The sequence below is a fragment of the Stenotrophomonas sp. Steno-Z1 genome (assembly GCF_056393175.1).
Genome location: NZ_JBWJPB010000002.1, coordinates 332,875 through 353,753 on the forward strand (window position 1 = coordinate 332,875; position 20,879 = coordinate 353,753).

Consider the following 20,879-nt stretch of genomic DNA (forward strand, 5'->3'; position numbering starts at 1 on the left):
GGTTGGCACTGTGTGAAGCCCGGGTCTTCACGCGCGCTGGCCAACGTGTCGCGCGGCCGTGGCGCGGATCGCGTCGGTGATGTGCTGGAACGTGGACGAGCAAACGGCCGCGTGGTGCCAGTACAGGGGCACATCCAGCCAACGATTCGGTTCGGGCAGCACGATGCGCCCCGCCTGCCGTGCCCGTTCCAGCAAGCCCTCCGGGGCCAGGCACCCGCCCATCCCGCGTGCGGCCGCATCGACGGACGAAGCACGCGTCCAGGTCATCCTTGCGGTTGAACACGATCATCGGTGCCGTCGCCAGCGCTGCGGCGTCCATGCCCTGGGCAACGTGGTGCGCGGCGAACGAAGGGGACGCAATGGCGTGATGGCGCATGGCACGCCTGCACGGCGTTTGATACCGATCAGGGCGCGTTCCGTGGCGCAGCGCAGCCTTGGGCATCGGCTGCGGAGGCTGCTGTCGAGGCAGTGCAACGGCGCCACCGTCTGGACAGGCGCCAACGCGCGCGACGCTCCGCGCTGGTGGGCGCCACGCGCGGGCCGGGCGGCGGCCAGGGGGCGGCAGGCGTGGCGCGGGTCAGCGCGTCGGCGGGTTGCCGGCGATGGTGCGCGCGCCGGTGATGATCATGCGCAGCATCTGCGACAACTGCTCGATCAGCTCGGCGTCCTTCTCCTGCGGCTGGTCTACGGCGGTGGCGCCCATCGCGAACACCAACCGGGTGATCGCCTTGGACGCCAGCGCCGGTTCGTGCAGTACCGCGCCACCGTCGGCGGCGGCAAGGCGGATCAGGTCCAGGCGCAGTTCGTCTTCGAAGTAGTTCAGTTCGCGGTCCACGGCCTGCTTGAACGCGTCCGAGCCGGCGCTGCCTTCGCGCAACAGCACGTGCAGCAGCTTGTGGTCGGCGCGTAGCTGCTCGAAGAAGGTTTCCACCGACAACCGGATCACGCTGCGCTCGGAGGAGGCCGCGCGCTGGCGCGCCTCGCCGATGATCGTGCGCAGGGAGCGCCCGGCCAGGTCGATCAGGGCCACGGTCAGCTCGTCCATGTCGCGGAACTGGCGGTAGAACGAATTGGGTGCGATGCCGGCCTCGCGCGCGACCTCGCGCAGGCTGAGCGTGGAGACGCTGCGGTGCGGGCCGATCAGGGCCAGCGCGGCGGCCAGCAGGTCGTCGCGCGAGATCGAGGCTTTGCGCGCCGGATGGGCATCGTCGGCGGCGGACAGGGGCAGGTCTGGGGAGGTCATCGGGCGCAGGGCGGTCAAGTCCCTGAATCATAGCCCGTCCATTCAATATACAACTGTATACACGCCTGTATGTGCGTGCGTATAGTGGTTCCATGAGCGCCAAACCCCGTCCGCCGTCCTCCCGCCGCAACCCCGTCTCGCCCCGCCACTGGGTGTCCGAAGAACTCTTCGACTTCTGGGCCGGGCGGCTGCATCCGTTGTGGACCCTGCGCCGGGCGCGGGCGCGGCTGGTCGCCCGCGAGCCGGCCAGCGCCGACGCCGTCACCCTGGTGCTGCGGCCGAACCGGCATTTCCGTGGCCTGCAGCCGGGCCAGCACATCACCCTCGGGGTGGACGTGGATGGCCGCCGCCTGTCGCGCAGCTACAGCCCGACCCCGCTGGCCGATGGCACGCTGGCGATCACGGTCAAGGCGATCGAAGGCGGCAAGGTCAGCCAGCAGCTGGCGCAGCGCGCCGTCGTCGGCGACACCTTCGAACTGGGGCAGGCGTTCGGCGAGATGACCCTCGCTCCACGCGCCGGGCAGCGCTTGCTGCTGCTGGCCGCTGGCAGCGGGATCACCCCGATGCGTGCGCTGCTGCGCCAGCTCGATGCTGCCGGCATGCCGGCGCAGGTGGACCTGGTGTACTGGGCGCGTCGCCGCGAAGAGCTGTGTTTTGCCGAGGAACTGGCCGCGCTGTCCGCGCGCCACCCGAACCTGCGCGTGCAGCTGGCGCTGACCCGCGACCCGTCGGCGCCGTCGCCGCGCGTGGATGCCTTCGCCTTCGACGCGCTGGGTGACCTGGCCAACGCGCAGGTGCTGGTCTGCGGCCCCGGTGGCTTCGTCGATGCGGCGCGTGCGCGCCTGCACGGCCAGGTGGCCGCGCTGCAGTCCGAAGCCTTCACCCCGCCGGTGCTGCCCGATGCGGAGACCGGCACCGTGCAGGTGGAGCTGCGCCGCAGCGGCCGCACCCTGGCCCTGCCGCGCGGTACCTCGCTGCTGCAGGCGCTGGAGGCTGAAGGCCTGCGCCCGGCCAGCGGCTGCCGCATGGGCATCTGCAATACCTGCGTGTGCGGCAAGGCGTCCGGCGTCACCCGCCACACCCTGACCGGCGAGTACGCCGATGAACCGGCCACGCAAGTGAAGCTGTGCGTCAACAGCGCCAGCACCGACCTGATCCTGGAGCTGTGACGATGTCTTCCGTGCAAAACCGTGCGCTTTCCGCCGCCGACCTGCAGTCCTTCGGCGATGAACTCGACGCGCTGCGTGCGCGCCAGCTGGCCACGCTGGGCGAAGCCGACGCGCGCTACATCCGCCGCGTGGTGGCCGGCGTGCGCTGGACCGGCGTGGCCGGCCGCGCGCTGCTGTTCCTCGGCGCCTTCGTGCACAGCGTGCTGATTCCGGCGTGGATCGCCGGCGTGCTGCTGCTGGCAGTGTCCAAGATCCTGGAAAACATGGAGCTGGCGCACAACGTCATCCACGGCCAGTACGACTGGATGGGCGACCCGCAGCTGCAGGGCAGCACCTACGAGTGGGACATCGTCGGCACCGCCGACAACTGGCGCAAGACCCACAACTTCCGCCACCACACCTACACCAACGTGCGTGGCCTGGACGACGATATCGGCTATGGGCTGCTGCGGATCTTCCCCGAACAGCGCTGGCGCCCGTTCTACCTGACGCAGCCGGTGGTGGCGGTGGTGTTCGCGCTGCTGTTCGAATGGGGCATCGCCATCCAGGACCTGCGTCTGGGCCGCTGGTTCGCCGGCAAGATCACCTTCCGCCAGCTGCTGGCGCAGGCGCGCCCGGTCGGGCGCAAGATGGGCAGCCAGATGTTCAAGGACTACCTGCTGTTCCCCGCGCTGGCCGGCCCGTTCTTCCTGCCAGTGCTGCTGGGCAACGTGGTGGCCAACCTGATCCGCAACGTGTGGACCTACGTCATCATCTTCTGCGGCCACTTCACCGCCGATGCCGAGACCTTCCCCAAGGAATGCGTGCGCGATGAGAGCCGGGGCCACTGGTACCTGCGCCAGCTGCGCGGCTCGTCCAACCTGACCGGCGGCAAGCTGATGAACCTGATGTCGGGCAACCTCAGCCACCAGATCGAGCACCATTTCTACCCGGACGTGCCGGCCAACCGCTATGCGGCGATCGCGGTGGAAGTGAAGGCGATCTGCGCGCGCTACGGCCAGCACTACAACACCGGCTCGCTGCCCAAGCAGTTTGGCCAGGTGATGTGGCGGATCCTGCGCCACGCGTTTCCGAGCAAGCCCGGCCGCGCGGCCGCGCGCGCGGCAGCCACCGCCCAGCCGCAGGTGCAACAGGGCTGAGCGGCGGACGGTGGGCCTCAGTCTTCCAGGCCCATCGTCCCTTCAGCCAGCGGCACCCGGCTGCCGTCGAGCAGGCCGCGGCTGAGCTTTCCGTCCTCGATGAACAGCAACTCGCCGTTCTCGCCGTTCTTGATGCTGCTGTCGATGGCGATGATGCGGTCGCCGTGGAAGCTGCCGACGTGTGGCATCGAGGTGTGGCCGACCACGATCCGCTTCAGCGCAAGCTGGCCGAGCAGCGCATCGACCTGGGCGGTGTCCATCTGCCCGTCGAAATAGCCGCGGTACCAGATCGGGCTCGTCTTGCCGTCGAACAGGCGTGCGCTGTCAGGCGCGGCCTTGACCTGGTCGCGCGGCAGCCCGACCGAGGCCTGGTAGGTGGCATTGGTGCTATCCATGTCGCGCACCAGGTCCAGGTTGTCCGGCGCGATGCCGCCGTGCAGGAACAGGGTGTCGCCGATCTTCAGCAGCACCGGGCGGGTGCGCAGCCACTGGCCGATCACCGAATCGGCGCCGTACAGCGCCGGGTAGCTGCGGCCCAGCAGCTGTGCGCTCTTGAGGTACTTCGGGTTGACGTAGCGCAGGTCGTCGTAGAGCACCATCGTCTCGTGGTTGCCGAGCACGAAGTGCACCGCGCCGCCGACGGCGTGGGCCTGCTGCTGCAGGCTGTACAGCAGCCAGAACGCTTCGGTGACCTGCGGGCCGCGGTCGAAGACATCGCCGGCCACCACCAGGGTGGCGTCGCCCAGCGACCACTGGTCCTGCGCATCGATCACGTGGTGGGCGCGCAGCAGCGTGACCAGCAGGCCGTACTGGCCGTGGATGTCCGACACGGCGACGATGCGCGGCGTGGCCGGGTACTGCGCCACCTCGGCCGTGCGCGGCGACAGCACGTGCAGCGGGTGCGGGTAGCCGCACTCGGGCAGCACCACGCTGGCATCGTCTCGCGCCGGCAGCGTGCGGCGCACCACGTGGTCGTTGCAGACCCACTCGGCCTCGCGGCCCTTGGCGGTGAGGAACACATAGGGACCATCGGCATCCACATGCTCGGCGGGTTGCGGCACCTCGCGGGCGGCGACGGAGGTGCACAGCAGCAGGGCGGACGGGAGCAGCGCGCACGACAGGCGCAATGAACGACGGAGCGGCATCGATGGAGTCCTTGGACAGCGGAGAACGGTGCAGGCCAACGCCCACGCGGTGATCCTACGCCGCCCATGCCGTGCCCGGGATGCGCCGTTGGTACTGCCGGATGTGCCGCAACAGGCGGCTCGCGCCCGAGATCGTCATGCCCACGCACGGGTGTCATGTCATGTCATTACAAAATGAACGCCGGCTCAAGTGTAATAGTCTCCGCGCGAGCGGCTGCTTACCCTGCGCGCATTGCCCTGGAGACACCGTTATGGGTCACGACCACGATCACCTGCCTAGCGAAATCCGCCACGAGAAGCCCCTGTGGTGGGCCCTCGGCCTGACCACCACGTTCCTGGTGGTGGAGGTGGTCGGTGCGTTCTGGACCAACAGCCTGGCGTTGCTGTCCGATGCGGCGCACATGGCCACCGACACCCTGGCGCTGATGATCGCGCTGGTCGCGGTGCGGCTGAGCCGACGCCCGCCCGACGCCAAGCGCACCTATGGCTACGCGCGGCTGGAAGCGCTCGGCGCGATGATCAATGGCGGCATGCTGTTCGTGGTGGCGGCCTACATCCTGTGGGAGGCGATCGCCCGCTTCCGCCAACCGCAGGAGATCGCGTCCACTGGCATGCTGGTGATCGCCGCGATCGGCCTGGGCATCAACCTCGTCTCCATGCGCCTGCTGCGCGCCGGCAGCGGTGAGAGCCTCAACGTGAAGGGCGCCTACCTGGAAGTGTGGGCCGACATGCTCGGCTCGGTCGCGGTGATCATCGGCGCGCTGCTGATCCGCTGGACCGGCTGGAAGCCGATCGATCCTATCCTGGCCGTGCTGATCGGCCTGTGGGTGCTGCCGCGCACCTGGGTGCTGATGCGCGAGGCGATCAACGTGCTGCTGGAAGGCGTGCCCAAGGGCATGGACGTGCATGCCGTGCGCCAGACCCTGTGCGCACAGCCGGGCGTGGTGGATGTGCATGACCTGCACGTCTGGGCGCTGGCGTCCAGCACGCCCGCACTGACCGCGCACGTGGTGATGGCCGACGGCATCGACGCCGATGCGCTGCGGCGCGTGCTGGGCACGGCGCTGCATGAGGCGTTCGATATCGACCACGTGACCCTGCAGATCGAGGCGGACCACTGCGGCGACAGCTGCAGCGTGGGCAGCCCGAAGGCGGGCGATGCGCATGCCGGTCATGACCACGGCGACCACGCCCACGGCCACGCCGACCACGCGCATGCCGCAACAGACGGCCGCCGCACCGGGCCCGACGCGCAGGGCCACCACGGCCATCCGCATCCCTGAACCGGGCCGGGTGCGGGGCAGGGCAGGCTTGCCGCTACAATGCGGGTCTGCCTTGCCATCTGTCGGAGATACTGCAGTGACCCGGAAACTCGTACTGTTGCGCCACGGCCAGAGCCAGTGGAACCTGGACAACCGCTTCACCGGTTGGGTGGACGTGGAACTGACCGAACAGGGACGCCGCGAGGCCGCCGCCGCCGGCCGCCTGATGCGCGAGGAAGGGCTGCAGTTCGATGTGGCGCATACCTCGGTGCTCAAGCGCGCCATCCATACCCTGCAGGGTGCATTGGCCGAGCTGGACCAGGACTGGCTGCCGGTGAGCAAGAGCTGGCGCTTGAACGAGCGCCACTACGGCGGCCTGCAGGGCCTGGACAAGGCCGAGACCGCCGCCAAGCACGGCGAGGACCAGGTCAAGATCTGGCGCCGTTCCTACGACATCCCGCCGCCGGCGATGGACATCGAAGACCCGGGCCATCCGATCCACGACCGCCGCTACGCCGGCCTGGACCGCAATGCGCTGCCGGGCACCGAGTCGCTGGCCACCACGCTGGACCGCGTGCTGCCGTACTGGTTCGATGCGATCGCCCCGCAGCTGAAGGACGGCAAGACGGTGCTGGTGACCGCGCACGGCAATTCGCTGCGCGCGCTGTACAAGTACCTCAACAACGTCCCGCAGGACGCCATCCTGGAGCTCAACATCCCGACCGGCATTCCGTTGCTGTTCGAATTGAACGATGACCTGAGCGTGCAGTCGTTCCGTTACCTCGGCGACCCGGAAGCCGCCCGCAAGGCCGCAGAGGCCGTGGCGAACCAGGGCAAGGCCAAGTAACCCGAACGACCGCGTAGAGCCACCCCATGGGTGGCTGCCCGCAATGCCGGATACCGCAGCCACGCATGGCGTGGCTCTACCGTTAGGTCGGATACCGCGCAGGCCCGCATGGCGTGGCGCCACGAGGGTACGCCACGTAGAGCCACCCCATGGGTGGCTGTCGCGATGCCGGATACCGCAGCCACGCGTGGCGTGGCTCTACACGTTTAGGCCGGATACCGCGCAGGCCCGCATGGCGTGGCGCCACGAGGGCACGCCACGTAGAGCCACCCCATGGGTGGCTGCCCGCAATGCCGGATACCGCAGCCACGCATGGCGTGGCTCTACCGTTAGGCCGGATACCGCGCAGCCACGCATGGCGTGGCTCTACCATTAGGCCGGATACCGCGCAGCCACGCGTGGCGCGGCGCCACGAGGGTACGCCACGTAGAGCCACCCCATGGGTGGCTGTCGCGATGCCGGATACCGCAGCCACGCATGGCGTGGCTCTACCGTTAGGCCGGGCACCGTCAGGCACGCATGGCGTGGCGGGGTGACCTTTGGCCGGTCCCCCGCCGCCGCGCGCGCGCTACGCTGCCTGATTGCCCGTGATCCGGGCGATGCATCCATCTGTAGCCGGAGAGTCGAATGAAGTTTTCCAAGCTGGTCCCGCTGGGCCTGACCGTCGCCATCGCCGCCTCCCTGGCGTCCTGCGGCAAGACCGATCCCGCGCCCGCCGCGACCGCCGACACGGCCAAGCCGGCCTTCGACATGTCGCAGATCAAGACCCCGCCGATCTCGCTCAACAGCGCCGACCTGGATCCGTCGATCGCCGCGTGCACGGACCTCAACGGTTTCGTCAACAGCAAGTGGCTCACCGCCAACCCGGTGCCCAACGACCAGACCACCTGGGGCAGCTTCGAGATCCTGCGCGAGCGCTCGCTCGAAGTGCAGCACGCGCTGGTGCAGCAGGCCGCCGCCAGCCAGGCCAAGGCCGGCTCGGTGGAAGCCAAGATCGGCGACATCTGGAAGACCGGTTCGGACGAAGCCAAAATCGAAGCTGCCGGCATCACCCCGCTGCAGCCGCAGCTGGACACGATCGCCGCCCTCAACGACACCGCCGCCATCACCCGGTACCTGCGCGACAGCCAGGCGCAGGGCCAGGGCGTGCTGTTCTCGCTGTTCGCCAATGCCGATTACAAGGACTCGGCCAATGTCATCGCCTATGTCGGCCAGGGCGGCCTGGGCCTGCCGGAGAAGGGCTATTACGTCGACGATGCGCAGGCCAAGATCCGCGATGCCTACGTCGCGTACATCGCCCAGGTGCTGACCCTGTCCGGCGTCGACGCCGCGCAGGCCAAGACCCAGGCCAAGGCGGTGATGGACTTCGAAACGCGGCTGGCCAAGGCCTCGATGTCGCGCATCGAGATGCGTGACCCGGCCAAGCGCTACAACCCGGTGAGCGCCGTTGAAGCCGACACGCTCACCCCGAACTTCAGCTGGACCGCGCTGTTCGACACCCTCAAGGTGCCGGCCGCGCAGAAGTTCTCGCTGGCCCAGCCGGCGTTCTTCACCGAAGTGGACAAGATGCTCGCCGATGTGCCGGCCAGCACCTGGCAGGCCTACCTGCGCTTCCACACCATCGATGACGCGTCGCCGTACCTGAGCAGCGCGTTCGAGAAGGCCAACTTCGACTTCTACAGCACCACCCTGCGTGGCCAGAAGGAAATGCAGCCGCGCTGGAAGCGCGTACTGGAGTCGGTCAATGGCGCGATCGGCGAAGGCCTGGGCCAGATGTACGTCAACGCGGTGTTCCCGGCCGAGTCCAAGGTGCAGATGCAGCACCTGGTGGAGAACCTCTCGGCGGCGCTGAAGGCACGCCTGGAGAAGCTCGAATGGATGGGCGAGGACACGCGCAAGAAGGCGCTGGAGAAGTGGGCCAGCTTCACCCCGAAGATCGGCTACCCGGACAAGTGGCGCGACTGGTCGGGCTTTGAAACCAACGCCGACAGCTACCTGGGCAACATGCAGGCCGCGCGCGCGTTCAACTACCGCTACATGTTGAACAAGATCGGCAAGCCGGTGGACAAGACCGAGTGGGGCATGACCCCGCAGACCGTCAACGCCTACTACAACGCCACCAAGAACGAGATCGTGTTCCCGGCGGCGATCCTGCAGGCGCCGTTCTTCGACGCCAAGGCCGATCCGGCGCTGAACTACGGCGGCATCGGTGCGGTGATCGGCCATGAAATGATGCACGGCTACGATGACTCGGGCAGCCAGTTCGCGGCCAACGGCAACTTCGACAACTGGTGGACCGACAGCGACCGCAAGGCCTTCACCGGCCGCACCGACCAGCTGGTGGCGCAGTTCGACGGCTACGAGTCGCTGCCGGGCGTGAACGTGAAGGGCAAGCTGACCCTGGGCGAGAATATCGGCGACCTGGGGGGCCTGACCGTGGCGTACGACGCGCTGCAGATGGCGCTGAAGGAAGACCCGAAGGCCAACGTGGCCGTCGATGGCCACAGCCAGGACCAGCGCTTCTTCATGAACTGGGCCACCGTGTGGCGCCGCAACTTCAACGAAGGCGAGCTGCGCGTGCGCCTGAACACCGACCCGCACGCCCCGGCCAACTTCCGTGCCAATGGCGCGCCGTCGAACATGCCGGCGTATGCCAAGGCATTCGAGTGCAAGGCCGGCGATGCGATGGTGCGTGCCGACGACAAGCGTGTCGTGATCTGGTGATCGCAGCGCGTTGAGTGGAAAAAAGCGCCACCCAACGCCGTACTGCACGTTCAGCCAAACGCCGCGATCCCCATCGGGATCGCGGCGTTTTTGTCTGGGTCTGGCGATTTCCAAATGCGGACGGGCGTGCCAGATCTACGGCCCGCCAGATCTGCAAGGAAGGAGCGTACCCGCCACTATGCGCGGTTCAAATTCACCTCGAACACTTCGCCATCTTCAATGTAGAGCTGAACGGCAGCGTCCGACGCCAGCCGAATGTCCAGCACCCAGACTTGCGGAGCGCCGGCCAGCGCCTCGCAGAGGTCTGCCGTGACCATCTCTGCCGGTCCACCCGTCAACGTCTCTCGACGTTCATCCAGCGCGTTCGTTGACGCCATTCCCGATAGCACATCCATATGCAATACGTGCCAACGTTCATCGGATCGAACGTTGCACGTTAGTGCATCACTTACGTCGTTCCCCGTGATTGGGAACCCCCATGTTCTCTGTGTCATTCCTTTCAACCTCCCTTGAGCGGTCGTGCTGATCCACGTGACGGCGTACGTCCTGTAGCCCTCGGTTCCTGGGGTGTTGGTGGGGTTCGTATGGCTGGCCTGTCACTATGACGTAGCCGTGAAAGGGCTTCAGGGGCGGCCAACAATGGCTGGCCGCGCATCCGCGGCCATTGACGCCCTCCTGTTCGCGAGCGCGTCGATCGCCTGTTGCTATGCACGGCGACCGGGCGCAGGCCACGGGAACTCCGTCGCGTGCGTGCGGCCGGACCGTGGGCGTCAGGCCAACGCCGGTTCGCGTCGCTGCAGGTCCTGGAAGGCACCCAGCAGGTAGGGATCGACCAGGCCGCCGGCGGCGTCATCGAGGAGGCGCATGGCACGGGCGGGGTCCATCGCGTCGCGGTAGGGCCGGTCGCTGGTCATGGCATCCCAGGCGTCGACGATGGTCAGGATGCGTGCGCCGAGTGGAATCGCGTCGCCACGCAGGCCATCGGGATAACCGCTGCCGTCGAAGGCTTCATGATGCGCGCGGATCAGGCGGGCCACGTCGACGGCATCGCCGCGTCCGGTGGCCAGGAAGATGCGTTCGCCGTGTTCGGGGTGCTGGCGCATGATCGCCTGCGCGGCGTCGTCGTGGCCGCCGCTGCTGAGCAGCACCTCGTCGGGGATGCCGATCTTGCCGATGTCGTGGAAGCAGGCCGCCAGTCCGATGCGGGTGCACTGCGCTGGATCGAGGCCGCAGTGGCGGGCCAGCGCGGTGGCCAGCAGGCCCACGCGGTCGCAGTGGAGGCGGGTATAGGCATCGCGCAACTGCAGCGAAAGCGACAGTGCGTCAATGGAGCAGGCCAGCGCGTGGCTGGCGCCGAATGGGGAAGAATCGGTCACGTGACGTTCTTGCAGCGCCCCCGGCTGCGGTGCGGCCGGGGGCGGTGGGATCAATGCCGTTGCAGCTGGATGCCGTGCTTCTTGGCGTAGGCGTCCTGCGCCGCGTCCAGGGCCTGCATTTCGCCATCGATGCGATTGCCCACGGCCTGCAGCTTCTCGGCCAGCGGCATGATCTGGGCCTTGTCGTAGCCGTCCGGCAGCGCGGCGATCTCCAGCAGGATGCCGAACATTTCATCCGCGCTCTGCACGTAGGTACGCAGCTTCTGGTGCACGTCCTTGGCGTCCTCGTCCGGTGGCATCTGGTCGATCATCGCCAGGTGCTGCCGGGTCTCTGCGCGCGCGCCTTCCAGCCCGGACTTGAACGTGGCCAGGCCCTTGCCTTCGCCCAGCGCCTTCTGCAGCTGCTCGCCGCGCGGACCGATGGTCCACTGCTGCACGGTCATGGTGGTGCCATTCCACAGCGCGACGTTTTCGGTCAGGTACTCGCTGGCGGTCATGCCGCTGCCGTTGCCACTACAGGCGCTGAGCAGGGCCAGGCCGGCGGCCAACAGCAGGGTTTGGAATCGTTTCAAAGCAACACTCCTTGTCGCGGGCTGTAAGTGCATACGCGGCCCCGGCCCGCAGCAGCGGAGGCGCGTCGAGGGATCAATGGGGCGGCCGATCAGCCCGGGGTGAGGGTCAGCAGCAGTGCCTTGGCCGCACTGAAGCGGTCTTCGGGCAACGGCAGCGGGTGCTTGATGCGCAGCTTGTCCGGGCCGTCCATGCTGTACAGCTTGGGTTGCTTCTGGATCATCTGGATGACCGCCATCGGATCGATGGCCGGCTTGGCCTCGAACACGATGCGTCCGCCGTTCTCGCCCAGCTCCAGCTTGCGCACACCCAGCGTGTTGGCCTGCAGCTTGAGCTCGGCGATGGCGAACAGGTGCTTGGCCGGATCCGGCAGCAGGCCGAAACGGTCGATCATTTCCACCTGCAGCTCGCGTAGTTCATCGGTGTCGCGCGCGCTGCTGATGCGCTTGTACAGGGTCAGGCGGGTATGCACGTCGGGCAGGTAGTCGTCCGGGATCAAGGCCGGCACATGCAGTTCCACTTCGGCGCCGCGCGCTTCTTCGCCGGCATCCAGGTCAGGCAGCTTGCCCAGCCGGATGCTGCGTACCGCACGTTCGAGCAGCTCGGTGTACAGGCTGAAGCCGACCTCGGCCATCTGCCCGCTCTGGTCTTCGCCGAGCAGTTCGCCGGCGCCGCGGATTTCCAGGTCGTGGGTGGCCAGGGTAAAGCCGGCACCCAGTTCGTCCATCGAGGCGATCGCATCCAGCCGCTTCTCCGCGTCCGGGGTCATCGCGCGCTTGTCCGGCACCACCAGGTAGGCATAGGCGCGGTGGTGCGAACGACCCACGCGGCCACGCAGCTGGTGCAGCTGGGCCAGGCCGAAGCGGTCGGCGCGGTTGATGATGATGGTGTTGGCGTTGGGGATGTCGATGCCCGATTCGATGATCGTGGTGGACAGCAGCACGTTGTAGCGCTGCTTCTGGAAGTCCAGCATCACCCGCTCCAGCTCGCGCTCGGGCATCTGCCCGTGGGCGATGCCGATGCGCGCCTCGGGCACCAGCTCGGCCAGGTCGCGCTGCATCCGGCCGATGCTTTCCACGTCGTTGTGCAGGAAGTACAGCTGGCCACCACGCGCCAGTTCGCGCTGGAATGCTTCGCGCAGCAGCGCGTTGTCCCAGGCGGTGATGAAGGTCTGCACGGCCAGCCGGTTCGGCGGCGGGGTGGCGATGATCGACAGGTCGCGCAGGCCGGCCATGGCCATGTTCAACGTGCGCGGGATCGGGGTAGCGGTCAGGGTCAGCAGGTGCACGTTGGCGCGCATCGCCTTCAGCGCTTCCTTCTGGCGCACGCCGAAGCGCTGTTCCTCGTCCACCACCACCAGGCCGAGGTCCTTGAACTTCACGTCCGGCTGCAGCAGGCGATGGGTGCCGATGATCACGTCGATGGTGCCCTCGGCGACCTTCTCCAGCTCGGCCTTGATCTCCTTGGTGCTCTTGAAGCGCGACAGCACCTCCACCCGCAACGGCCAATCGGCGAAGCGGTCGCGGAAGTTGCGGTAGTGCTGTTCGGCCAGCAGCGTGGTCGGCACCAGCACGGCGACCTGCTTGCCGGCGCTGGCGGCAGCGAACGCGGCACGTACCGCCACCTCGGTCTTGCCGAAGCCGACGTCGCCGCAGACCACGCGGTCCATCGGCTGGCTGCTGGCAAGGTCGCGCAGGGTGGCATCGATCGCGGCGAGCTGGTCCGGGGTTTCCTCGAACGGGAAGCCGGCCGCGAACGGTTCGTACATCGAGCGGTCCACGTGCAGTGCCAGTCCGGCACGCGCGCGGCGGCGGGCCTGGATCTCCAGCAGTTCGGCGGCCACGTCGCGGACCTTCTCGGCCGCCTTGCGCTTGGCCTTGGTCCACTGCTCGCCGCCGAGCGAGTGCAGCGGCGCGGTCTCGGCCGAGGCGCCGGAATAACGGCTGATCAGGTGCAGCTGCGCGACCGGCACGTACAGGCGGTCGCCCTTGGCGTACTCGATCTCCAGGAATTCGCCCGGCATGCCGCCGGCATCGAGCACGATCAGCCCGCGGTAGCGGCCCACGCCGTGGTCTTCATGGACGATCGGCGCGCCTTCGGTCAGCTCGCCCAGGTCACGGATGATCGCTTCGGGCTCGCGCCCGACCCGGCGGCTGCGGCGGGTAGTGCCGGCCCGCTCGGGGAACAACTGGCGCTCGGTGAGCACCGCGATCCGCGGTGCATCCAGCGCGAAGCCGTCTTCCAACGGCGCCACGGTGATCGCAAACCGGGTGCCGGCGTCGGCCAGGAACGCCGGCAGGTCGCCCAGCACCGGCGGTTTCAGTTCGGCGGCCTGCAGCACCTCCAGCAGCGCCTCGCGGCGCCCCGGCGAATCGGCGGCGATCAGCACCCGGCCCGGGTAATGGCCGAGGAAGGATTTCAGCGCTTCGCCGGCGGGGGCATCGCGCGCGGCCACCGGCAGCGGCGGCAACGGCTGGTCGCCCAGCGGCTGCGCGTCCTCGATGCGCGGATGGTCGGCGGCCCAGATGTCGATGCGCGGCAGTGCATTGAGCTTGGCGTTCAAGCCCTCCGGGCTGAGGTACAGCTCCGACGGTGCCAGCAGCGGGCGCTCCACGTCGTGGCGGCGCTGCTCGTAACGGTTGCCGGTCTGTGCCCAGAACGCAGCGGCCGCCTCGCCCACACCGACCCCGATCAGCGGCAGCACGTTCGGCTGCAGGTAGTCGAACAGCGTGGCGGTCTGGTCGAAGAACAACGGCAGGTAGTACTCCACGCCCGCCGGTGCCAGCCCGGCCTTGAGGTCCTGGTACAGCGCGCTGCGCCGGGTATCCACGTCGAAACGCTCGCGCAGGGTGGCCAGCACCCGCGACACGGCCAGGTCGTCCAGCGGCACTTCGCGGCCCGGCAGCATCCGCACCGCGTCGACCTTGTCGAGCGAGCGCTGGCTTTCCGGGTCGAACGCACGGATCGAATCGATGTCCTCGTCGAGCAGCTCGATCCGCAGCGGCGCCTCGGCGCCCATCGGGAACACGTCGAGCAGGCCGCCACGCACCGCGAAATCGCCCGGGTCCATCACCTGCGGCACGTTGCGGTAGGCGGCCGCTTCCAGCCGGCGCTTCTCCGCGTCCAGGTCCAAGCGCTGGCCGACCTTCAGGTCGAAGCTGCCGCCGATGATGTATTTGAGCGGGGCCAACTGCTGCAGCAACGTCTGCACCGGCACCACCACGATGCCGCGGGTGAGCGAGGGCAGCTGGTGCAGCGCGGCCAGGCGCTGGGAAATGATGTCCGGGTGCGGGCTGAAGGCGTCGTAGGGCAGGGTTTCCCAATCCGGGAACACCACCACCGGCAGGTCCGAGTCGCCGCCCAGCAGGGTGCGCAGATCCGCCTCGATCTGGTTGGCCCCGTGGTTGTCGCGTGCAATGAACAGCAGCGGCCCGTCATGGACCTCGGCGGCACGGGCGACATACCACGCCAGCGCAGTGGCCGAAGCGGGAGTGCGCCACCAGGCGCGGAGCTGACCGGGACGTGGCAGCGGCGGTGCGGGATAGGAGGTGCGTGACATGAACCGCCGATTTTAGCAGACGGCGCGGTCACGACCGTGTCAGCCCGGCGGGGTGCCGGTCGGCCCGCGCACCACGCCGCTGATCGTGGCCTGTCTGGTGGCACAGCCCCCTTGAGCCAAGGAGGCTGGCCGACAGGCGCGGGGATCTGGGTGCTGGTGAGCCGCAGCCCGCAGTCTGCGCAGCAGACCGTGGGGCTGTGCGCGACTACGCGCTGCATCGCCGGCCAACGGCCGGCGCGACCTCAACTGTCGAGTTCGAGCACCATGCGCACCAACCCGGGCGTGCCCTGCGGATGCGGTACCGGCTTGAAGCCCAGCGATGCAGCCAGCTGCTTCATCGGCTCGTTCTCTTCGGCGACATCGCCGTACAGGCGGTCCAGGTACTTGCCGCGCGCCCATTTGACCAGCTTGCGCATCAGCTGGCGGCCCAGGCCTTGGCCGACCAGGAAGCGGCTGACTAGGATGGCGTACTCCGCTTCGCGGGTGCCCTGGATGATCGACGCGCGTGCGACCGCCCCGACCACGGCTTCACCGGCGGGCAGGGACTCGGCCGCGACCAGGGTGATCTCGCTCTTGGGATTGGGATGGGTCAGGCGCTGGGTGGTTTCCGGCGACAGTTCGGTTACCGACTGCAGGAAACGGTCGCGGATCTCCTCCGGCCCGAACAGGCTGAAGGCCGCGTGCAGCGGTGCCCCGTCTTCGGGGCGGATCGGGCGGATCAGCAGCTCGTGGCCACTGGGTGCCTTGAAAATCTCGTGCCAGGGCGGCATGCGGTTACGGGTAGCCATACCGGTGATTCCTAGGTGGTCTTCGGATTCTCGCATCCCCGGGGGGCGGTTCCGTGAACGGAACGCTCACGCCGTTCAGGGGCGCGAAAGGGCGCTCATTCGGCCTGCTTGAGCCACTGCAGGCGGGTGCTGGCACCGGCTTCGCCCAGGAACTGCTTCAGCGCCGGCATCGCCGGTGCCAGGACCTGGTCGAACTGCCACGGCGGATTGAGCAGCAGCATGCCGCTGCCATTGAGCCGCAGCGGTGAATCGTCCGGACGGATCAGCAGCTCGGCGGTCAGTACCGACTTCACCGGCAGGGCACAGGCCTTGCGCAGGAAGTGCAGGATGGTGCGGCGTTGCTTGATCGGGAACCAGATCGCGAAGCTGGCCTGCGGCCAGCGCCCCAGGATCTCGGTCACCGAGGCCAGGATGGCCTGGTACTCGGCGTCCTGGCCCTCGTAGGGCGGGTCGATCAGGACCAGCCCGCGGCCGATCTTCACGCCGTTGGCCTTGGGCGGCAGCAGGGCCCTGTTCTGGGCATAGCCGTCGGCGTGGTAGACCGCCACGCGGCTGTCATGGGCAAACAGGGCCTTCAGCGAGGCCGCCTCGTCGTCCTGGACCTCGCAGACCGCCATGCGGTCCTGCTCGCGCAGGGTCTGGGCGGTCAGCAGCGGCGAGCCGGGGTAGCTGATCATCGCCCCGACCGGGTTGTCGGCCTGGACCGCCTTGAGATAGCGCTCGATCACCGCCGGCAGCGCCGGCTGGGCCATCAGCCGCATCACCCCGTCCTCGGCCTCCAGGGTCTTGCGGCTTTCCTCGCTGGCCAGCAGGTAGCGGCCCGCGCCGCCGTGGGTGTCCAGCACGAAGAACGGGCTGTCCTTGCGCTTGAAGGTGTCGAGCAGGGCAAGCTGCACGATGTGCTTGAGCACATCGGCATGGTTGCCGGCATGGAAGGCGTGGCGGTAATTCATCGGCGCAGTGTACGGGGCGGCGGGCCCAGCGGCTATGCTGCGCGCATGAACCGCCCCCTGCACAACGTCCTGGTCGTCGAGGACGAAACCGCCATCGCCGACACCGTGCTGTACGCCCTGCGCAGCGAGGGCTATGGCGCCCAGCACTGCCTGCTCGGTGGCGGTGCGCTGGATGCCCTGCGCCAGCAGGCCTTCGACGTGGTGGTGCTGGACGTGGGCCTGCCGGACATGAGCGGGTTCGAGGTGTGTCGCAGCCTGCGCACCTTCAGCGAGGTGCCGGTGATCTTCCTGACCGCGCGCAACGACGAGTTCGACCGCGTGTTGGGCCTGGAGCTGGGCGCGGACGATTACATGGCCAAGCCGTTCTCGCCGCGCGAGCTGGTGGCCCGGGTGCGCGCGCGCCTGCGCCGCAGCAGTGCCCCGGCCGATCAGGGCGGCTGGCAGCAGCACGGGCGCTTTGCGATCGATCGCGAAGGGCGCCGCATCCGCTTCGCCGAGCAACCGCTCGAGCTGACCCGTTACGAATATGCGCTGATGGCCGCCCTGCTGCAGCGGCCCGGGGCGATCCTCAGCCGTGCCCAGTTGATGGACCGCGGTTGGGACACCGACGCCGACAGCGCCGACCGCACCGTCGATACCCACGTCAAGACGCTGCGCGCCAAGCTGCGTGCCGCCGGGGCCGACCCCGACCCGATCCGCACCCATCGCGGCCTCGGTTACGCGCTGGAGGGCTGAGCGATGCGGCTCGGCCTCAAGCTGTTCCTCGGCTTCTTCCTGATCGTGGGCATCGCCGCGTTCTTCGTGATGCGCATCTTCGTCAACGAAGTGAAGCCCGGCGTGCGCCAGGCAATGGAGTCGACCCTGGTCGATGCGGCCAACGTACTGGCCGAGATGGCCGCCGCCGACGTCAAGGCCGGCACGATCCGCAACGGTACCTTCGTGGCCAACCTGGCCCGTGCGCAGCGCCGCGACCCCAAGGCGATGGTGTGGCGTTTCCCCAAACGCACGCTCGACTACCAGGTGACCATCACCGATGCCAGGGGCATCGTGATCTACGACTCCACCGGGAAGGGCATCGGCCGCGACAACTCGCGCTGGAACGATGTCTACCGCACCCTGCGTGGCGAGTATGGCGCCCGTTCCAGCCCGGAAGTCCCCGGTGATGACACCCATTCGGTAATGCACGTGGCCGCGCCGATCCACGACCCGGCCGACGCCAGGCGCCTGATCGGCGTGCTCAGCCTGGCCCAGCCCAACCGCAGCATCGATCCGTTCATTGCCGCCAGCCAGCGCGCCATCATGAAGCGCGGGGCGTGGTTGATTGGCCTGTCGGCGCTGATCGGGCTGCTGATGACCGGTTGGCTGATGCACGGGGTCAACCGGCTCAACCGCTATGCCAAGGCCGTCAGCGCCGGCGAGCCGGTGCCGCCGCCGAAACCGCGCCGCGACGAGATCGGCGACCTCGGCCAGGCGCTGGAGACGATGCGGCGCAAGCTGGAAGGCAAGGCCTACGTCGAGCAGTACGTGCAGTCGCTGACGCACGAGATGAAAAGCCCGCTGGCCGCCATCCGCGGCGCTGCCGAGCTGCTGCAGGAACCGCTGCCCGATGCCGATCGCGTGCACTTCGCACGCAGCATCCAGGGCCAGGAGCAGCGCCTCACCGAAACCATCGACAAGCTGCTGGCGCTGGCCGAGGTGGAGCAGCACGGCTGGCTGCAGAAGCGCGAGCCGATCGACCTGGGCGTGCTGTTGCGCAGCGCCGCCGATGCGGTGGCGGTGCGCGCGCAGGGCGCCGAGGTGCAACTGCAGGTGGAGGTGCCCGACGGCCTGGTGATCCAGGGCGATGGCTACCTGCTGCGCCAGGCGGTGAACAACCTGCTGGAGAACGCGCTGGCGTTCTCGGGTGCCGCCTCCTGCGTGCAGCTCAGCGCCGCGCGCGATGGCGACGGCGTGGTGCTGCGCGTGGCCGACCGTGGCAGCGGCGTGCCCGACTACGCGCTGGAGCGGGTGTTCGAACGTTTCTATTCGCTGGCGCGCCCGGCCACCGGCCTGCGCAGTTCCGGGCTGGGGCTGTCGTTCGTGCAGGAAGTGGCGCGGTTGCATGGTGGGCGCACGCAGTTGCGCAACCGCGAAGGCGGCGGCGCCATCGCTTCGCTGTGGCTGCCGTGGCGCGGCCCGGCTGCGCCGATCCGGCGCTGAGCCCTGGCGGGGGGCGCACTTCACACAGACTTCAAACTCAGCACAAACCCCGCACACCGCCACCGCCGAAGCTGGCCCCCTCCCAACCGAGGACGGGCCATGAAATCCCTGAAGATGCTGTTGCGGTTCGCCATTGTCGGCGGGCTGATCCTGTTGCTGCTGATTCCCCTGATGATGATCAAGGGCGTGATCAGCGAGCGCCAGTCCTACCGTGACGAGGCGTACCTGCGCGTGTCGCAGAGCCGCGCGGGCGCGCAGACGCTGACCGGGCCGGTGCGCGTGGTGCCGTGGACCGAGACGCGCGAGGTGGAAGTGGTGGACGCGGCCGGCAACACGACCAAGGGCGTGCAGACCGAGCAGGGCCACTGGCTGCAGATGCCGTCCAGGCTGCAGGTGGACGGCCGCATGCAGCCGGACGAGCGTCGCATCGGCCTGTTCCGGGTGCCGGTGTACAGCTGGACCGCGAAGATCAGCGCCGAGTTTGCTGACGACGATTACCCGATCAAGCAAGGCCGCGTGTACGGCACGCCGTACCTGGCCGTGGGCATCGCCGACGTGCGCGGCCTGGTCGGTTCGCCCCGGCTGCAGGTCGATGGCACGGCACTGACCCTGCAGCCGGGCATCGGCGACGTTACCGGGATGGGCAAGGGCCTGCATGTGTCGTTGCGTGGCTTCGACGACAGTGCCGGCGGCGTGCTCAAGGGCAGCAAGGTGGAGCTGGGCCTGGTGCTGGATGGCACCCGTTCGCTGGCCGTGGTGCCGGTGGGCGACGACAGCCGCATCGCCATCCAGTCGCCGTGGCCGCATCCGTCGTTTGGTGGCAGCTTCCTGCCCAACCAGCGCACGGTCGGCGAGCAGGGCTTCGAGGCGCAGTGGGCGGTGTCGTCGCTGGCATCGCAGGCGCAGCGCCAGCTGCGCGAGAACACCGACGTCGATCCGGAAACGGTCAGCGTCGAGCTGGTCAACCCGGTGGACATCTACACCCAGGCCGATCGCGCCAGCAAGTACGGCATCCTGTTCATCCTGCTTACGTTCGTGGGTTTCATCCTGTTCGAGCTGATCAAGCGCCTGCGCATCCATCCGCTGCAGTACCTGATGGTGGGCCTGGCGCTGGCGATCTTCTTCCTGCTGCTGCTCAGCCTGTCCGAGCACATTCCGTTCTGGCTGGCCTACGTGGCCTCGGCCGTGGCGTGCATCGGGGTGCAGGCGGTGTACCTGTCCGGGGTATTGAAGAGCTGGGCACGCGGGCTGGGGTTTGCCGGCATGCTCACCGTGCTGTACGGCGCGCTGTACGGCCTGCTGATTTCGGAGAACAACGCGCTGCTGATGGGCTCGCTGCTGCTGTTCGGCGTGCTGGCCACGGCGATGTGGATCACCCGCAGGATCGACTGGTACGAAGTCGGCGCCAGCCTCAAGTAAGGAGCACGACATGAGCTGGCGCCAGGGGTTGCGGCAACGGGCGGGGCAGGGCATTCCCGCGCTGCTGGAAGTGGATGCGCTGCTGCAAGCCAGTGGCGTGCTGGCAGCCTTGCCAGGGGCGCGTATCGCCCCCGGCCTGGTCCGCTTCAAGCTCGCCGAGCGCACCTGCGACGGCGTGCAGCGGCAGGGGTTGGCCTGGTTGAGCGGGGCGCGGCAGGGACGCGGCGCGGTGGCTGGCCGGGTGCCGCGTTACCGTGCATGGCAGGCCGGCAGCGCGGCGTTGCGTGAGATCGGCATCGCCGGCTTGCCTGCCGATTGGCCGGCGCATGCGGCGGTGTTCGGTTGCACCAGCGTGGACCGCCGGCACTGGCTGCTGCTGTTGCCCGCACAGGCACAGCTGTGGCTGGGCTGGAACGGCTGAGCGGCGTCGCACGCCCATGACCGATGGGACGGGGGCGCGGCGCGCCGGCTGGCTAGACTCGAGGG

18 protein-coding genes are annotated in these 20,879 nt (G+C 68.4%); 9 read left to right on the forward strand and 9 right to left on the reverse strand.

The annotated features are described in order from the left end of the window. Positions 1 to 27 precede the first annotated feature (27 nt). Positions 28 to 267, reverse strand: coding sequence for a hypothetical protein (locus AC06FD_RS08260; protein WP_478077538.1), 240 nt, complete (start codon positions 265 to 267; stop codon positions 28 to 30). 310 nt (positions 268 to 577) lie between these two features. Next, positions 578 to 1,243, reverse strand: coding sequence for an HTH-type transcriptional repressor FabR (gene fabR / locus AC06FD_RS08265; protein ID WP_228886691.1), 666 nt, complete (start codon positions 1,241 to 1,243; stop codon positions 578 to 580). 92 nt (positions 1,244 to 1,335) lie between these two features. On the opposite strand from fabR, the gene AC06FD_RS08270 reads away from it, so the two are divergent. Together AC06FD_RS08270 and AC06FD_RS08275 are read left to right on the forward strand one after the other, a co-directional pair. Further along, positions 1,336 to 2,412 (forward strand): ferredoxin reductase, encoded by a 1,077-nt coding sequence (locus AC06FD_RS08270; protein WP_478077539.1) that lies wholly within the window; start codon positions 1,336 to 1,338, stop codon positions 2,410 to 2,412. A 2-nt stretch (positions 2,413 to 2,414) separates the two neighbouring features. Further along, positions 2,415 to 3,551 carry a fatty acid desaturase family protein gene (locus AC06FD_RS08275; RefSeq protein ID WP_259203950.1) on the forward strand — a complete coding sequence of 379 codons (1,137 nt, stop codon included), beginning with the start codon at positions 2,415 to 2,417 and terminating at the stop codon, positions 3,549 to 3,551. Positions 3,552 to 3,568: 17 nt separating this feature from the next. Here the strand turns inward: AC06FD_RS08275 and AC06FD_RS08280 are convergent, their stop codons facing one another. After that, positions 3,569 to 4,696, reverse strand: a complete 1,128-nt coding sequence (locus tag AC06FD_RS08280; protein WP_478077540.1) for a metallophosphoesterase — start codon at positions 4,694 to 4,696, stop codon at positions 3,569 to 3,571. 251 nt (positions 4,697 to 4,947) lie between these two features. On the opposite strand from AC06FD_RS08280, the gene AC06FD_RS08285 reads away from it, so the two are divergent. The 3 genes from AC06FD_RS08285 (at position 4,948) to AC06FD_RS08295 (ending at position 9,529) form a co-directional block, all read left to right on the forward strand. Beyond that, positions 4,948 to 5,979 (forward strand): cation diffusion facilitator family transporter, encoded by a 1,032-nt coding sequence (locus AC06FD_RS08285; RefSeq protein ID WP_478047663.1) that lies wholly within the window; start codon positions 4,948 to 4,950, stop codon positions 5,977 to 5,979. A 76-nt stretch (positions 5,980 to 6,055) separates the two neighbouring features. Further along, complete coding sequence (gpmA, locus tag AC06FD_RS08290; protein ID WP_478077541.1) at positions 6,056 to 6,805, forward strand: 2,3-diphosphoglycerate-dependent phosphoglycerate mutase; 750 nt, start codon at positions 6,056 to 6,058, stop codon at positions 6,803 to 6,805. A gap of 627 nt (positions 6,806 to 7,432) precedes the next feature. Further along, positions 7,433 to 9,529 carry a M13 family metallopeptidase gene (locus tag AC06FD_RS08295; protein ID WP_478077542.1) on the forward strand — a complete coding sequence of 699 codons (2,097 nt, stop codon included), beginning with the start codon at positions 7,433 to 7,435 and terminating at the stop codon, positions 9,527 to 9,529. A 176-nt stretch (positions 9,530 to 9,705) separates the two neighbouring features. Here the strand turns inward: AC06FD_RS08295 and AC06FD_RS08300 are convergent, their stop codons facing one another. From AC06FD_RS08300 to AC06FD_RS08325, 6 genes are all read right to left on the reverse strand, one after another. Then, complete coding sequence (locus AC06FD_RS08300; protein ID WP_478077543.1) at positions 9,706 to 9,906, reverse strand: hypothetical protein; 201 nt, start codon at positions 9,904 to 9,906, stop codon at positions 9,706 to 9,708. 393 nt (positions 9,907 to 10,299) lie between these two features. Beyond that, positions 10,300 to 10,905 (reverse strand): HD-GYP domain-containing protein, encoded by a 606-nt coding sequence (locus AC06FD_RS08305; protein WP_478077544.1) that lies wholly within the window; start codon positions 10,903 to 10,905, stop codon positions 10,300 to 10,302. 50 nt (positions 10,906 to 10,955) lie between these two features. Further along, a complete protein-coding gene (locus AC06FD_RS08310; RefSeq protein ID WP_259203958.1) occupies positions 10,956 to 11,477 on the reverse strand; it encodes a hypothetical protein in 522 nt (173 codons plus the stop codon). Positions 11,478 to 11,566: 89 nt separating this feature from the next. Next, on the reverse strand, positions 11,567 to 15,034 hold the full coding sequence (gene mfd / locus AC06FD_RS08315) for a transcription-repair coupling factor (protein ID WP_478077545.1): 3,468 nt from the start codon (positions 15,032 to 15,034) through the stop codon (positions 11,567 to 11,569). A 242-nt stretch (positions 15,035 to 15,276) separates the two neighbouring features. Next, positions 15,277 to 15,822 carry a GNAT family N-acetyltransferase gene (locus tag AC06FD_RS08320; RefSeq protein WP_038689569.1) on the reverse strand — a complete coding sequence of 182 codons (546 nt, stop codon included), beginning with the start codon at positions 15,820 to 15,822 and terminating at the stop codon, positions 15,277 to 15,279. A gap of 95 nt (positions 15,823 to 15,917) precedes the next feature. Continuing rightward, positions 15,918 to 16,775: a 23S rRNA (adenine(2030)-N(6))-methyltransferase RlmJ gene (locus tag AC06FD_RS08325; protein ID WP_394161394.1), complete on the reverse strand. Its 858-nt coding sequence runs from the start codon at positions 16,773 to 16,775 to the stop codon at positions 15,918 to 15,920. A 45-nt stretch (positions 16,776 to 16,820) separates the two neighbouring features. On the opposite strand from AC06FD_RS08325, the gene creB reads away from it, so the two are divergent. The 4 genes from creB to AC06FD_RS08345 all read left to right on the forward strand — a co-directional run bounded on the left by creB (position 16,821) and on the right by AC06FD_RS08345 (position 20,814). Continuing rightward, positions 16,821 to 17,510, forward strand: coding sequence for a two-component system response regulator CreB (gene creB / locus AC06FD_RS08330; RefSeq protein ID WP_259203963.1), 690 nt, complete (start codon positions 16,821 to 16,823; stop codon positions 17,508 to 17,510). Between the two features lie 3 nt (positions 17,511 to 17,513). Then, positions 17,514 to 18,974, forward strand: a complete 1,461-nt coding sequence (creC, locus tag AC06FD_RS08335) for a two-component system sensor histidine kinase CreC (RefSeq protein ID WP_259203964.1) — start codon at positions 17,514 to 17,516, stop codon at positions 18,972 to 18,974. A 99-nt stretch (positions 18,975 to 19,073) separates the two neighbouring features. Continuing rightward, positions 19,074 to 20,393, forward strand: coding sequence for a cell envelope integrity protein CreD (gene creD, locus AC06FD_RS08340; protein ID WP_478077546.1), 1,320 nt, complete (start codon positions 19,074 to 19,076; stop codon positions 20,391 to 20,393). A gap of 10 nt (positions 20,394 to 20,403) precedes the next feature. Further along, positions 20,404 to 20,814: a hypothetical protein gene (locus tag AC06FD_RS08345; protein WP_394161387.1), complete on the forward strand. Its 411-nt coding sequence runs from the start codon at positions 20,404 to 20,406 to the stop codon at positions 20,812 to 20,814. The last annotated feature ends 65 nt before the right edge of the window (positions 20,815 to 20,879 follow it).

Bases quoted from the DNA above. Each gene is read 5' to 3' on its own strand.
- AC06FD_RS08260 (WP_478077538.1), bottom strand. From the start codon at position 267: ATGACCTGGACGCGTGCTTCGTCCGTCGATGCGGCCGCACGCGGGATG.
- fabR (WP_228886691.1), bottom strand. From the start codon at position 1,243: ATGACCTCCCCAGACCTGCCCCTGTCCGCCGCCGACGATGCCCATCCG.
- AC06FD_RS08270 (WP_478077539.1), top strand. From the start codon at position 1,336: ATGAGCGCCAAACCCCGTCCGCCGTCCTCCCGCCGCAACCCCGTCTCG.
- AC06FD_RS08275 (WP_259203950.1), top strand. From the start codon at position 2,415: ATGTCTTCCGTGCAAAACCGTGCGCTTTCCGCCGCCGACCTGCAGTCC.
- AC06FD_RS08280 (WP_478077540.1), bottom strand. From the start codon at position 4,696: ATGCCGCTCCGTCGTTCATTGCGCCTGTCGTGCGCGCTGCTCCCGTCC.
- AC06FD_RS08285 (WP_478047663.1), top strand. From the start codon at position 4,948: ATGGGTCACGACCACGATCACCTGCCTAGCGAAATCCGCCACGAGAAG.
- AC06FD_RS08295 (WP_478077542.1), top strand. From the start codon at position 7,433: ATGAAGTTTTCCAAGCTGGTCCCGCTGGGCCTGACCGTCGCCATCGCC.
- AC06FD_RS08300 (WP_478077543.1), bottom strand. From the start codon at position 9,906: ATGGCGTCAACGAACGCGCTGGATGAACGTCGAGAGACGTTGACGGGT.
- mfd (WP_478077545.1), bottom strand. From the start codon at position 15,034: ATGTCACGCACCTCCTATCCCGCACCGCCGCTGCCACGTCCCGGTCAG.
- AC06FD_RS08320 (WP_038689569.1), bottom strand. From the start codon at position 15,822: ATGGCTACCCGTAACCGCATGCCGCCCTGGCACGAGATTTTCAAGGCA.
- AC06FD_RS08325 (WP_394161394.1), bottom strand. From the start codon at position 16,775: ATGAATTACCGCCACGCCTTCCATGCCGGCAACCATGCCGATGTGCTC.
- creB (WP_259203963.1), top strand. From the start codon at position 16,821: ATGAACCGCCCCCTGCACAACGTCCTGGTCGTCGAGGACGAAACCGCC.
- creC (WP_259203964.1), top strand. From the start codon at position 17,514: ATGCGGCTCGGCCTCAAGCTGTTCCTCGGCTTCTTCCTGATCGTGGGC.
- creD (WP_478077546.1), top strand. From the start codon at position 19,074: ATGAAATCCCTGAAGATGCTGTTGCGGTTCGCCATTGTCGGCGGGCTG.
- AC06FD_RS08345 (WP_394161387.1), top strand. From the start codon at position 20,404: ATGAGCTGGCGCCAGGGGTTGCGGCAACGGGCGGGGCAGGGCATTCCC.